General features: G+C 72.3%; 15 protein-coding genes. 5 read left to right on the top strand and 10 right to left on the bottom strand.

All coding sequences use genetic code 11. The annotated features are described in order from the left end of the window. From DEJ13_RS08720 to DEJ13_RS08680, 9 genes are all read right to left on the bottom strand, one after another. Nucleotides 1–777 (bottom strand): flagellar biosynthetic protein FliR, encoded by a 777-nt coding sequence (locus tag DEJ13_RS08720; RefSeq protein WP_111108032.1) that lies wholly within the window; start codon nt 775–777, stop codon nt 1–3. After that, nucleotides 777–1,052, bottom strand: coding sequence for a flagellar biosynthesis protein FliQ (gene fliQ, locus DEJ13_RS08715; RefSeq protein WP_056124776.1), 276 nt, complete (start codon nt 1,050–1,052; stop codon nt 777–779). Before fliQ ends, DEJ13_RS08720 begins: the two co-directional genes overlap by 1 nt. Then, the gene (fliP, locus tag DEJ13_RS08710; RefSeq protein ID WP_111108070.1) at nt 1,052–1,828 is read right to left on the bottom strand and encodes a flagellar type III secretion system pore protein FliP; all 777 of its coding nucleotides are present in this window, start codon (nt 1,826–1,828) and stop codon (nt 1,052–1,054) included. Before fliP ends, fliQ begins: the two co-directional genes overlap by 1 nt. 47 nt (nt 1,829–1,875) lie before the next feature. Continuing rightward, complete coding sequence (locus DEJ13_RS08705) at nt 1,876–2,430, bottom strand: FliO/MopB family protein (protein ID WP_181437140.1); 555 nt, start codon at nt 2,428–2,430, stop codon at nt 1,876–1,878. A gap of 7 nt (nt 2,431–2,437) precedes the next feature. Next, the gene (fliN, locus tag DEJ13_RS08700) at nt 2,438–3,154 is read right to left on the bottom strand and encodes a flagellar motor switch protein FliN (protein WP_111108033.1); all 717 of its coding nucleotides are present in this window, start codon (nt 3,152–3,154) and stop codon (nt 2,438–2,440) included. Continuing rightward, on the bottom strand, nt 3,151–4,029 hold the full coding sequence (locus tag DEJ13_RS08695; protein WP_111108034.1) for a flagellar motor switch protein FliM: 879 nt from the start codon (nt 4,027–4,029) through the stop codon (nt 3,151–3,153). The genes fliN and DEJ13_RS08695 overlap by 4 nt, the downstream gene beginning before the upstream one ends. Before the next feature lie 68 nt (nt 4,030–4,097). Then, nucleotides 4,098–5,045, bottom strand: a complete 948-nt coding sequence (locus DEJ13_RS08690) for an OmpA/MotB family protein (protein ID WP_056124784.1) — start codon at nt 5,043–5,045, stop codon at nt 4,098–4,100. 2 nt (nt 5,046–5,047) lie between these two features. Beyond that, a complete protein-coding gene (locus DEJ13_RS08685) occupies nt 5,048–5,893 on the bottom strand; it encodes a motility protein A (RefSeq protein WP_111108035.1) in 846 nt (281 codons plus the stop codon). A 1-nt stretch (nt 5,894) separates the two neighbouring features. Continuing rightward, the gene (locus DEJ13_RS08680; protein ID WP_414835829.1) at nt 5,895–6,209 is read right to left on the bottom strand and encodes a flagellar FlbD family protein; all 315 of its coding nucleotides are present in this window, start codon (nt 6,207–6,209) and stop codon (nt 5,895–5,897) included. Between the two features lie 197 nt (nt 6,210–6,406). Between DEJ13_RS08680 and DEJ13_RS08675 the strand changes: the two genes are divergently transcribed. The 5 genes from DEJ13_RS08675 to DEJ13_RS08655 all read left to right on the top strand — a co-directional run bounded on the left by DEJ13_RS08675 (nt 6,407) and on the right by DEJ13_RS08655 (nt 10,559). Then, on the top strand, nt 6,407–7,252 hold the full coding sequence (locus DEJ13_RS08675) for a DUF4397 domain-containing protein (protein ID WP_111108036.1): 846 nt from the start codon (nt 6,407–6,409) through the stop codon (nt 7,250–7,252). Between the two features lie 26 nt (nt 7,253–7,278). Next, on the top strand, nt 7,279–7,908 hold the full coding sequence (locus tag DEJ13_RS08670; protein WP_181437141.1) for a class F sortase: 630 nt from the start codon (nt 7,279–7,281) through the stop codon (nt 7,906–7,908). An 89-nt stretch (nt 7,909–7,997) separates the two neighbouring features. Then, nucleotides 7,998–8,549 (top strand): RNA polymerase sigma factor, encoded by a 552-nt coding sequence (locus DEJ13_RS08665; protein ID WP_111108038.1) that lies wholly within the window; start codon nt 7,998–8,000, stop codon nt 8,547–8,549. Continuing rightward, complete coding sequence (locus DEJ13_RS08660; protein ID WP_111108039.1) at nt 8,546–9,307, top strand: anti-sigma factor; 762 nt, start codon at nt 8,546–8,548, stop codon at nt 9,305–9,307. Before DEJ13_RS08665 ends, DEJ13_RS08660 begins: the two co-directional genes overlap by 4 nt. 148 nt (nt 9,308–9,455) lie before the next feature. Then, nucleotides 9,456–10,559: a DUF475 domain-containing protein gene (locus tag DEJ13_RS08655; RefSeq protein WP_111108040.1), complete on the top strand. Its 1,104-nt coding sequence runs from the start codon at nt 9,456–9,458 to the stop codon at nt 10,557–10,559. Between the two features lie 34 nt (nt 10,560–10,593). On the opposite strand, the gene DEJ13_RS08650 is transcribed toward DEJ13_RS08655, so the two are convergent. Continuing rightward, entirely contained in the window at nt 10,594–12,183 is a 1,590-nt protein-coding gene (locus DEJ13_RS08650; RefSeq protein WP_111108041.1) for a Na+/H+ antiporter, read from the bottom strand. Nucleotides 12,184–12,236: the final 53 nt, after the last annotated feature.

Here is a 12,236-nt window from a genome sequence, read left to right as displayed (position 1 = left end):
TCACCCCCTCCCCGAGATCGCCTGCACGGCGTCCCCGGTCAGGCTCGACACGACCGCGGGCAGCGCCATGAAGAGCGCGCCGGCGAAGATGACGGTCAGCCCGATCTTGATCGGGAAGCCCATCTGGAAGGCGTTGAGCGCGGGGGCGACACGCGTCAGCAGCCCGAGTCCGACGTCGGCGAGGAACAGCACGACGACCAGCGGTCCGGCGATCTGCAGCGTCGCCAGGAACATCTGGGACAGAGCGGCGACGAGCAGCCCGGCGACGCCGCCGAGGGCGAAGGACCCGACGTGCCCGGTGCCGTCGACGAGCGGGACGGCGTCGAACGAGCGGACGAGCCCGCCGACGATGAGCTGGTACCCGCCGGACGCGAACAGCAGCGCGAGCGAGGCCATCTGGAACAGGCGCGTGAACTGCGCGCCGTTGACCTGGGACTGCGGGTCGTAGGCCTGGGCGAGCGTGAAGCCGCCGAACAGGTCGATCAGCGCGCCGGCGGACTGCACCGCGGCGAACACCAGGTACACCAGGAAGCCGAGCACCAGGCCGACGGCGAGCTGGGTGACGAGCGCGACCAGGAAGGGGCCGGTGTCGAGCGAGACGTACCCGGCGGTGACCCGCGGTGCGACGCCGACGGCCAGTCCGAGCGCGAGGATGAGCTTCACCGTCGCCGGGAACGCCTTGTACGAGAACGGCGGGGCGATCAGGAAGAACGCGATCATGCGCACCCCGGCGAGCATGGTGCCCTCGAGCGCGTTGAAGTCGATGGCGAGTTCCATCAGCCCACCCCGAGCAGCTTCGGGATCTGGTCGAACGCGAAGTGCGTGAACCCGATCATCTCCGAGATCATCCAGTTGCCGCAGACGACCAGGGCGACGGCAACCGCCAGGGCCTTCGGCACGAACGACAGCGTCACCTCCTGGATCTGGGTGACCGACTGGAACAGCGAGATCGCGAAGCCGACGACGAGCGACGTGACGAGGACCGGGGCGGCGAGCTTGCCGGCGACGATGAGGGCCTGGAGCACCAGGTCGATGACCGCTTGCTGGTCCATCAGTGCACCACCTGGTAGCTCTCGATGAGCGACTTGATGATGAGCCCCCACCCGTCGACGAGCACGAACAGCAGGATCTTGAAGGGCAGCGAGATCATCACCGGCGGGAGCATCATCATGCCCATCGACATGAGCGCCGCCGACACGACCAGGTCGATGACCAGGAACGGGATGAAGATGACGAACCCGATGATGAACGCGCTGCGGAGCTCGGAGATGATGAACGCCGGGATCACGGTCGTCATCGGCACGGCGTCCAGGTCCTTCGGGTTCGCCAGGCCGGCGGCGCGGGTGATGAGCGCCACGTCCTCCTCGCGCGTCTGGTGCAGCATGAAGGTCCGGAGCGGCTTGGTGCCGATGTCGACGGCCTGCTGGAAGTCGAGGTGCCCGGCCAGGTAGGGCTGCAGGGCGTCGTCGTTGATGTGCCCGATCACCGGCGCCATCACGAACAGCGACAGGAAGAGCGCCAGGCCCGCGATCACCTGGTTGGGCGGGATCGACTGCAGGCCGAGGGCGTTCCGGGTCATCGCCAGGACGACGAAGATCTTCGTGAACGACGTCATCATGAGCATGAGCGCCGGGGCGATGCTCAGCAGCGTGATGCCGATCAGCGTCACGACCGCCGACGAGGGCGTGCCGTCCGGGCCGTTCACGTTGACCGAGAAGCCGCCGGTCGACGGTGCGGCCGGTGCGGAGGGGGTCGCGGGGGCGGTCGGCTGGACGACCCCGGCCGCGTGCGCCCCGGTCGCCGTGAGCATGAGGAAGCCGGCGACCATGGCCACCCCGAGGATCGCGAGGAGCAGGACGCGGGCGCGCGCGGCGGTCACCCGGCCCGCCGTGAGCGCAGGGCGGCGGCGGCCTGGCGCCAGGTGTCGGCGGACAGGACCGAGCCCTGCAGCTGCTGCGAGGTGGGGACGGCGACCGAACGACGGCCGCGGTTGCGGGGGCGCATGGGCAGCGGCTCCGCCGCGTCGGCCGGGAGGATCGGGGTGGCCTGGTCCTGTCGGTCCAGCTCGGCGCGGAACAGGCTGGCGCTGGCGCCGTCCGGCGCGGTCGTCGCGGCGCGCGTGGGCAGCACGACGGGGCCGGTGACGATGGTGAGCTCCGGCGCGGGCGCCGCGCCGCTGGTCAGCAGGCTCACGCCGGCCTCGGTCACGCCGAGCACCAGGCGCTCACCCTCGACGTCGACCACGACGACGCTCGCCTTGCCGCCGATCCCCTGGCGGGCGACGACCTCGACGGACGCCGAGCGGCGGCCCCGGGTCTTCTTCCCCGCGCCGAACTGCCCCTTCGACACGCGTCGGTGCAGCACCCACATCAGGGCCAGCACGACGCCGAGCGAGAGCGCGACGCGGAGCGCGATGACGAGCGTGTCCAAGGCGGGCTCAGAGGCTTTCGGCGACGTCGAGGATCTTGGTGATGCGGACGGCATAGTCCTGGTCGACGACGACGACCTCGCCGTGCGCGATGAGCCGTCCGTTCAGCAGGACGTCGGCGGGCGCCCCGGCGGAGCGGTCGAGCTCGACGACGGCGCCCGGCTCCATGCCGAGGACGTCGCGGACGGACATCCGGGTCCGGCCGATCTCGACGGTCAGGGTCATCTCGACGTTGTTGATCCGGCCGAGGTTGCCCGTCGGGATGCTCGACACCGGCTGCGCCGCGGTCGTCCCGATCGTGCCGTTCTCGCGGATGCGGATGCCGAACCAGCCGGCGGGCAGACCACCGGCGGTGAGCTCGAACACGACCGTCTCCGGGTCGGCGAACAGCGAGGCCGCCGATTCGCGCCGGGCGGCACCGAGGACACCGACGCCCAGGACCGACGCGCCGGCCTCGAGCGACGGACGGAGCACGTCGGTGACGTCGACCAGCCCGTGGTCGGTGCCACCGGCGGCGGTGATCGTGCCCAGGTCGGTGAGGACCAGGGCGAGGTCCGCGGACAGGCCACCGACGAAGGAGGCGACCACGCCGTCGACCGCGGCCTCGAGGACGGCCGAGGTGGCGCCTCCCGGCAGTGCCAGTGCGCGGAGCGGAGCCGGTGTCGGGAGCTGCAGCGCGAGCGCCTCGGCGGCTCCGGTGTGCAGGGTGGTGGTGGTGGCGGTCATGCGGGCTGCTCCGATGTGGTGGTGACGACGATGCCGGCCAGGCGTGAACCGTTCGCGCCGACGGCGGCGGTGCCGACGGGCTCGCCGTCGACCGCGATGGTGAGGGGGCGGTGCTGCGGGTGCGGCAGCGGGAGCACGTCGCCGACGGCGAGGCTGAGGACCTGGGACGGCAGCACCGCCGCGGGGGCCAGCCGCAGGGAGACGCCGACCGGCACGCTCGCGAGCTGCGCGTCGAGCAGCGCGCGGGCGTCAGCGGGGCTGACGGTGGTCGCGGTCTCACCGAGCTGCGGCAGGACGGCCTCGGCGGGCAGCGCGAGCGTGCCCGGCGCGATGCGCTCCCCCACCCGGATGCTGAACGACGCGACGATCATCAGGTCGCCCTTCTGGGCGGCCTGGGCGAACTGCGAGTTGTACTGGAAGCCGCCGACGCCGACGTCGTGCACGAGCAGGCCGCCGAACGAGTAGCGCAGGTCGTCGAGGGCGTCCTCGACGATCTTGCGGACGAGCGCCTGCTCGATCGGGGTGAAGGTGCGGTCGGGGGTCGGCAGCGGCCTCGCGGCGCCGAGCGCGTGCGAGACCCAGGTCAAGGCGGCGTCGAGCGGGACCTGCAGCACGCCCTTCGGGGTCGTGTCCGCGATCGGCAGCAGCGCCATGCCGGTGAGTGCGGGCAGCGATGCGGCGTACTCGTCGTACGTCATGATCTGCACCTGCTCGCTCGTGACCTGGCTCACGACACGGACCTTCGCGGTCAGCTGCGTGCCCCACTGCCGGGCGAACGTCTCGAAGGCGAGCTCGAGCACCCGCGCGTGCTCGCGGGCGAGCGTCGACGGGCGCGCGAAGTCGTACACCTCGGGCGCGGGCAGGATGTCGGTCACGAAGGGGCCTATCGGTCCCCTGGGTGCCACCCGTCAGTGCTGTACCCCGGAGTGGGGCCGTCGTCCGGCTACCCGGTCGCGCTCCCCTTCGCCGCGTCCTGCGCCTCGGCGAGTGCCGGCATCAGGGCGCTGACGTCCTGGTCCTGGTTCGACAGCACCACGATGTCGACCCGGCGGTTCAACGCGTTGTCGGCGTCGGTCGTCCCCGTCGCCAGGGGGCGGCTCGACCCGAACCCGACGCTCTGGATGTGCTCGCCGGGCATCCCGCCGCGTTCGACCAGGTCACGGAGGACCCCGGTGGCCCGTGCGGCGCTCAGCTCCCAGTTGGTGGCGTACGGGGCGGTCGAGTTCCGCTGGTCGGCATGGCCCTCGACGCTGACGTCGTGGCCGGCACCCCGCAGGACCGGTGCGATCGCGTCCATGATCGTCTTCGCCTGGCCGGACAGGTCGGCGCTGTTCGTGCCGAAGTACGTCTCGCTGCCGACGAGCCGCACGGTGAGCCCGCGAGCGTCGACCGTGAACTGCACGTTCGACGTCTGGCCCGCCTTGTCGAGGTTGCCCGTGATGGCCTCCTGGATGGCCTTCAGGTCGTCGAGCTCCTTGGTCGCCGCCGCGACGTCCTGCTTGCTCGCCGTGGCCGGCACCGCCGTCGACGCCGGGTCGGTGTTGGTGTCCTTCGCACCCGACGCGGCGGTCGAGTGGTCGGCCTTCGCGTCGTCCGTCGAGTAGCCCTTGCCGTCCTTCACCTGGTCGGCCTTCACCACGGTGCCGCTGGCCGTGTCGATCTTGGCCGTCTTGACCTCGCCGAAGCCCGTCGCCAACGAGTTCTTCAGCGCGATGTACTTCTGCTGGTCCACCGTCGACATGGCGAAGAGCACGAGGAACATGCACATCAGGACCGTGATCATGTCCATGTACGACGCCATCCACCGCTCGTCGGGGTGCTCGGCGTCGTCGTGGCCGCCCTTCTTGCGGCCGCCCCGTCCGCGCCCGTGCCCGCGGGGGTTCGCGCTCATCGTCAGGCCGCCAGCTGCTGGTCGTCGGCGTCGGCGCTGTCGCCGCCCTTGCCGCCCTTGCCCTTGCCCGCCTTGCCCTTGCCGGCCGCCGCGTCGTTCCGCGCTGCCGGCGGCACCATGGCCTTCAGGCGTTCCCCGAGCAGGCGCGGCTGGCTGCCGGCCTGCACCGCGAGCAGTCCCTCCATCAGCAGGGTCTGCCGGTCCGACTCGAGCTGCGCGAGCTTGCGGAGCTTCCCACCGATCGGCAGCCACATGAAGTTCGCCGTGAGCAGGCCCCAGAGCGTCGCGACGAAGGCGCTCGCGATCAGCGGGCCGAGCTCGTCCGGCTTGCCGAGGTTCGCCAGCACGTGGGTCAACGACACCACGGTGCCGATGATCCCGACGGTCGGGGCGAAGCCGCCGAGGCCCATGAAGAACGAGCTCGCGCTCCGCATGGGTGCGGCGTTCGACTCGATCTCGTCCTCGAGCAGGATCCGTAGTTCGTCGCCGTCGGTGCCGTCCGCGATGTTCTGCAGCGCCTTCTTCATGAACGGGTCGTCGTGCTTGTCCGCCTCCTGCTCGAGGGCGAGCAGACCGTTGGACCGCGCGACCTCGGCGAGGCCGACGACGTCGTCGATGACCGCAGCGGGCGGGGTGACCTTGCCGGTGAACGCCTTCGGTGCGGCCTTGAAGCTCGCGATGGCGTCCTTGAGCGTGGTGCTCGCGACGCCGGCACCGATGGTGGCGCCGAAGACGAGCAGGATCGGCGCCGGCAGGAACAGGCCGCCGAGCTCGACGTGCTCCATCTCGATCATGCCGAACAGGGCACCGAAGGCGAGCAGGATGCCGATGATGGTCGCGATGTCCACGTCAGCGCCCCCCGTCGAGCGAGCGCGGGGCCGGAGCGGCGTGCAGCGGGGCGACCGCGGCGAGCGTCGGCTGCGGGCCGGTGGCGTTCGTCGCCTCGGAGCCGTACGCCATCGTGACGATCCGGGCGCGGTACGCGGCGATCCGGTCGATGACCTCGGCCATGGACTCGCGGACGATGTACTTCGCACCGTCGACCATGATGAGCGTCGTGTCCGGCGTCTCCTGGATGCGCTCCACGAGGTCGGGGTTGACAGCGAATCCGCTGCCGTTGAGTCGTGTGACGACGATCATCTGGTCCGTCCCTGGTGTGTCCACCCGCCACCGTCCGTGGGGCAGGTCCTGCTGGCCGCCCGTCCGTGGGTGGTCAGTGCGCTCTATCGACCGGACCGGACCGCCCGTAAGCCCGATCCGGACACATCGGTGCGTCCGGGTGCATCCGACCGGGGTGGTGGGCCGGTAGTGGGAGTGAGGACGTCGACGACGACGCTCCCGAACCCACCAGGAGGAACACCATGCGGAAGAACCTCGTCACCGGCATCGGCGCCGGTGCCCTGCTCGCAGCCCTCGCGCTCGCGGTCCCCACGGCCACGGCGTCAGCGGCCACGTCCGACGCCACGCTCTCCGTCCTGCACGCGGTCCCGAACACCACCGTGGACGTCTACCTCGACGGCAAGCGCGCCATCGACGACTTCACGCCCGGCACCCTCGCCGGTCCGATGACGGTCCCCGCCGGGGCACACACGCTGGCCATCACGGCGAGTGACGCCACCGACGACTCCAAGCCGATCATCGGCCCGGCGGACGTCTCGTTCACCGCCGGCGGCAGCTACACCGCCGTCGCGCACCTGAAGGCCGACGGCTCCCCGACCGCCACGGTCTTCACGAACGACACTTCGGCGGTCCCCGCCGGTCAGGGTCGTCTCATCGTCCGTCACGTCGCAGCAGCACCCGCGGTCGACGTGCTCGCGGGCGGGAAGGCCGTGGTGTCCAACCTGTCCAACCCGGACGAGAAGGCGCTCGTGCTCCCCGCCGGCACCGTCTCGGCCTCGGTCGCGGCGACCGGCACCACCGCGCCGGTCATCGGCCCGGCTGACGTCCCCGTGCAGTCCGGCACCGACACCATCGTGTACGCGTGGGGCAGCCTGAACGACAAGAACCTGGCGCTCGCCACCCAGACCATCACCGGCCTGGGCAACCCGAACGGCGTCCCGGCCGGCAACGCCGGACTCGTCGCGACGAACCGTCCCGACAGCACCACCCCGCTCGCGCTCGGCGGCGGCGCAGCAGTGCTGCTCGCCGGTCTCGTGGTCGTCGTCCTGCGTCGTCGTGGCGCGGGCGACCGGGCAGCACGGCGCTGACCGTGCGGCTCCGGGTCGGGGCGGCGGTGGCAGTCCCCCTTGCCGCTGCCGTCGCCCTGACCTGCCTGACCGGGTGCTCGTCGGCGGATCGGGTCCCCGGCGAGTCCCCGCTCCCCACTGTGGTGACCGGGACGCCGACCCCCGTCCCGTCGGCGTTCTCCACCTCGGTGCCGCAGCAGAGCGCCGCACTGCCCCGGGACGTCGCACCGACGGTCGCCCCCGTCCGGATCGCCGTCGCCGGCCTGCCCATCGACCAGCCCGTGCTTCCCGAGGGCGTCGACGACACCGGGGCGATGTCCCTGCCAGCGGACCCCGCGAACGCCGGGTGGTGGAAGTTCGGCCCCGGACCGACCTCGACCACCGGGACGACCGTCGTCGCGGCGCACGTCGACGCGGTCGGGTACGGCATCGGTCCGTTCGCGCACCTGGTCGACGTCCCGACCGGCACGACGATCACGGTCACCGGCGCGGACGGCTCCGCGACCGGGTACCGGGTCGACAGTGTCGACCTGGTCCGGAAGACCGGGGTGCCCTGGTCGAGCATCTTCGACCAGGACGGACCCCGGCGACTCGTGCTCGTCACCTGCGGCGGCGCGTTCGACACCACCACCCACCACTACGACAGCAACCTCGTGGTCACCGCGACACCGCAGTGACCGATCCGCGACTCCCGACCGTGACCCGGCCCGACGCCCTAGCATCGGGACAGGTGCCCATCGCGGTCACCGGAAGGCCCCACGACGACGTGACGATCACACCACCCGACGACTCCGCGCTCGCCGATGCGTTCGGCAGCGGTGACGAGCGTGTCCTGCGCTCCGTCTACGAGCGCTGGTCGCCCCTGGTCCACACGCTCGCGCTCCGCTCGCTCTCCGACGTCGCCGCGGCCGAGGACGTCACCCAGCAGGTGTTCGTCCGGGCCTGGCGCAGTCGCTCCACCTACGACCCCGCCAAGGCCCCACTCGGTGCCTGGCTGGTCGGCATCGCCCGCAACTGCATCACCGACGCCCACACCGAACGCACTCGACGCACGCGACTCACCATCGCCGTCGCCGGAGAAGAGGCAGCGGCACCGATGGCCGAGGACGTCACCGACGGACTCGCCGAACGGGTGATGGTCGCGGGCGAGCTCGACCGGCTCGACGAGGTCCCCCGGACGGTCATGCGACTGGCGTTCTACGAGGAACTCAGCCACCGTGAGATCGCCGAACGACTCGACCTGCCGCTCGGCACCGTGAAGAGCCACATCCGTCGAAGTCTGGCTCGGCTCCGAACACGCTTGGAGGTGATCGAATGAACCACATCGACGAGGAGACCCTGGCGCTGCTCGCCATCGGCGAGGTCGGGCCCTCCGGCGCGCAGGCCGAGCACCTCGCGGCGTGCCCGACCTGTCGGGACGAACTCGTCGACCTCCGACGCGTCGTGTCCGTGGCCCGGAGCACCGAGGGCGTCGCGCTCGAACGACCGGCACCCGCCGTGTGGGACCGCATCGCCACCGAGCTCGGCTTCGACACGGCCTCCGCACCCGCGACCACACCGTCAGCCGCCGGTCCTGCGCCGGCCCCCGTGACCGACGTCGCACCGCGTCGTCGGGGCCGGGTCCGCCGCCGCACCGTCGCGCTGCTGACCGCGGGGGTCGGGATCGTCGCGCTCGTCGCCGGGATCGGCCTCGGGACCGCCCTGTCCCGCGGCGGCGACCCCGCGGGAGCGGTCGTGTCCCGCACGGCCCTCGACCCGCTGCCCGGCTGGACCGGTGCCGCGGGCAGCGCCGAACTCGAGCGGGACGGCTCGGGCAGTCTGGTGCTCGTCGTCGACCTGGACCACCGGGCGACCGAGGGCCAGGCACCGCTCCGCGAGGTCTGGATGATGCGCTCGGACCTGCGCGGCCTGGTCAGCGTCGGGTTCCTGGACGGCGACACCGGCCGGTTCGTGGTCCCCTCCGGCGTCGACCCGGCGCGCTACCCGGTCGTCGACGTCTCCGCCGAGGCCGCCGACGGCGACCCCGCCCACTCGGGCGACTCGGTCGTCCGGGGCACCCTCCGCTCCCGCAGCTGACCGGCGAGGCGGGTGCGGGAACGCACCCCCGCGGGTCCGCGCAACTGCGGACCCGCCGTTACCCGATCCGGCGGACCCGCCCGGACCTCCAGGCTGATGCCCAGCCCGAGTCCACGCCGAGCCCAGCCCGGGAGCGCTCCATGGGGTCATGGCCAGATCGCTGCTGACCGTCCCCCTGCTCGTCACCGTCGCGCTCGCCGCCCTCGCGTGGGGCGTCCTCGGCCCGGCGGCCGCGTTCGCCTTCGTGGCGCTCGCCCTGCTCGAGATCGCGATGGCCGCCGACTCCTCGGTGCCGATGGCCGGCATCGCCGGTCGGCTGCACTCCCCGGCCAGACGGCTGTTCCTGTCGCTCGGCATCGTGGCGGGCGTCCTGGCGATGCGGCTCCTGCTGCCGCCGGCGGCCGTCGCCGTCGGGGACGCCACCGACCCGGCGCAGGCGGTGACCGAGGCCGTCGTCGCCCCGGGCGCCTTCAGCGCCCACCTGCAGGAGGTCCGCCCCGCGCTGGCGGCGTTCGGCGCGTCGTTCATCTGGCTGGTGTTCGCGGAGTACCTGTTCAACACCGACCGCGCGTCGCGCAGGTCGTGGCTCGGCCGCCTGGAGGCCCGACTCGCCGCCGTCGCGCGGCCGCGCGTCTGGTCGCTGGTGACGGCGACCGCCGGGGTCGCCCTGACCAGCGTGCTGGTCGGGGTCGACACGGCGTGGGCCCCGGCTGCGGTGGTGCCGGTCGCCGTGGGCGGCGTCGCCGGCGTCACCGCGTACCTGGTCTCGAAGCGGGTCGCCGCCTGGGCGCTCGGGTCGGGCTCAGCGCTCCGCTCGTGGCGGGTCCATGCGCACGCCTCGACGGTGGTCTTCGAGCGGGGCCTCGTCGTGTTCATGCTGTTCGAGATCCTGGACGGCGTGTACTCGCTGTCAGGGTCGGGCACGTCCGGGGTGGACGGCCTCGGAGCGCTCGGGCAGGCTGCGGTGGGCGCGGCCGCGATCGGTGTCGGGGCACTGTTCCTGGCGCGGTTGACGTCGCGCCTGGACCAGGCGGCAGGGCTGCAGCGGTTGCGCTACCTGAAGGCCGGCGCGGCGTACGTGCTCGGCGTCCTCGCGGTGCTGCTGTGGACGAGCCTGCTCGTGCCGGTCCCCGGCGTGCTCGTCGGGTGGTTCGGCACCGTGGTCATCGGGTCGGCCCTGGCGTCGTCGCTCCCCTGGCGGGCGTGGGTGCGCCGGTCGCGAGCACGGCGGGCGGCGCCGCGGTCCGCGTGATCCGTCACCGCGCGCCGGGGTCCGCCGGACGCGGTCAGTCGCGCTCGCCCTGGCGCAGCAGACGGGTCTCCTCGGCGTCGTACTCCGCGCGGACCTGGCGCAGCACGAGGTCGTCGATGTCGCCCTCGTCGCGCATCCGGATCAGGGTCGCCGCCTTGAGCCGGACGAGTTCGAGCTCGAGCTCCACGGCATCACCGCGCTTCGCGAGCAGCGGGTGGTCGTCGTCGTCGCTCTGCTCGGCCCGGACGAGCGCCAGGTGCCCCTCGTAGTCCTCGCGGATGCGGCGGACCACGTCGGCGTCGGCACCCGAGCGGTCGGCGAGCCTCGGCAGCGCCGCGAGTGCCTCCTCGAGCGCCCGACGTTCGGCGGTGCGGCGCTCGTCCGCGACCTCGTGGCTGCCCCCGAAGTCCGCCCACCGGACCACCACCGGCAGCACCAGCGACTGTCCGACGATCGTGACGATCACGACGCCCGCGACGACGAAGACGATGAGGTCGCGCTCCGGGAACGCGCCGCCGCCCTCGACCATGCGCGGGACGGCGACCGCGGCGGCGAGCGACACGGCGCCGCGGAAGCCCGTGAAGCCGCTCACCACGCGGTCGCGGTGGCCCTCGCGCGGTGACCCACCGGTGCGGAGCGTGACGAGACGGACCGCGCCCCACGACAGGTTGAGGAAGGCGAAGCGGAGCACGACCACGGCCACCGAGACCAGGCCGATCATGTCGAGGCCGACGAGCAGCTCGCGCGGCTCGAGGTCCCGCACGGCGATCGTGGCCTCGATCCCGACCAGCACGAACAGCGACCCGTTGAGCAGGAACGTCGCGAACGACCAGAACGACCGGGTCTGCTGCCGGGTCTCGGCGCGGTCGAGTTTCGGGGCGACCTGGCTGACCACGAGCCCCGCGACGACGACCGCGAGCACCCCGGACGCACCGATCGCCTCGGCCGCGAGGAAGGCCACGAAGGGCACCAGCAGTGTCAGCAGGTTCTCGAGCACGACCGCGGAGATGCGCCGGAGCACGAGCATCCCGAGCCACGCCACCAGCAGCCCCGCCGCGATCCCACCGACGTAGGACAGCAGGAGCATGCCCGAGACGTTCCACACGCTCAGGGTCTGCTCGCCCGCGGTGACCGCCACCGCGATCCCGTAGATCACGAGGGTCGTGCCGTCGTTGACCAGGCTCTCGGCGCGCAGCACGGTGGTGTTCCGTCGCGGCAGCGAGCGGGTCAGGGCCCCGACGGCGGTGGCGTCCGTGGGGGCGACCGCGGCACCGAGCACCCACGCCGGTCCCCACGGCATGCCGAGCAGGTGCAGCAGCGTCGCGACACCGCCGGCCGTCAGCACGACGAGCAGCGTGCCCATGAGCAGGATGCCGCGGAAGTTCGCGCGGATCTCCCGCAGCGAGATCGTCAGGCTCTCCCAGTACAGCAGCGCCGGCAGGAACAGCAGCAGCACGGCGTCGGCGGGCAGCTCCAGTTCGCGGAACGCCGGGATGAAGGCGATCGCGGCGCCGAAGGCCAGCAGCAGCACGGGCGGTGCGATCCGGAGACGCCCGGCGACGGCGGTCGTGACCGCGATCGCCGTGGCGAGCACGACGACGAGTTCGGGTGCGATGAGTTCCATGTCGACTGTGAGCCTGGCAGGCGGTGCCTGTGCACGGGGAGCAGGATCGGGAC

Source organism: Curtobacterium sp. MCLR17_007, assembly GCF_003234655.2.
Taxonomy (GTDB): domain Bacteria; phylum Actinomycetota; class Actinomycetes; order Actinomycetales; family Microbacteriaceae; genus Curtobacterium.
The sequence above is the reverse complement of the archived record's forward strand: the minus strand, read 5'-3'. Positions and strand labels throughout refer to the sequence as shown.

Coding starts and splice junctions, on each gene's coding strand:
- DEJ13_RS08720 (WP_111108032.1), bottom strand. CDS start 777: ATGGAACTCGCCATCGACTTCAACGCGCTCGAGGGCACCATGCTCGCC.
- fliQ (WP_056124776.1), bottom strand. CDS start 1,052: ATGGACCAGCAAGCGGTCATCGACCTGGTGCTCCAGGCCCTCATCGTC.
- fliP (WP_111108070.1), bottom strand. CDS start 1,828: ATGGTCGCCGGCTTCCTCATGCTCACGGCGACCGGGGCGCACGCGGCC.
- fliN (WP_111108033.1), bottom strand. CDS start 3,154: ATGACCGCCACCACCACCACCCTGCACACCGGAGCCGCCGAGGCGCTC.
- DEJ13_RS08690 (WP_056124784.1), bottom strand. CDS start 5,045: ATGAGCGCGAACCCCCGCGGGCACGGGCGCGGACGGGGCGGCCGCAAG.
- DEJ13_RS08675 (WP_111108036.1), top strand. CDS start 6,407: ATGCGGAAGAACCTCGTCACCGGCATCGGCGCCGGTGCCCTGCTCGCA.
- DEJ13_RS08660 (WP_111108039.1), top strand. CDS start 8,546: ATGAACCACATCGACGAGGAGACCCTGGCGCTGCTCGCCATCGGCGAG.
- DEJ13_RS08655 (WP_111108040.1), top strand. CDS start 9,456: ATGGCCAGATCGCTGCTGACCGTCCCCCTGCTCGTCACCGTCGCGCTC.
- DEJ13_RS08650 (WP_111108041.1), bottom strand. CDS start 12,183: ATGGAACTCATCGCACCCGAACTCGTCGTCGTGCTCGCCACGGCGATC.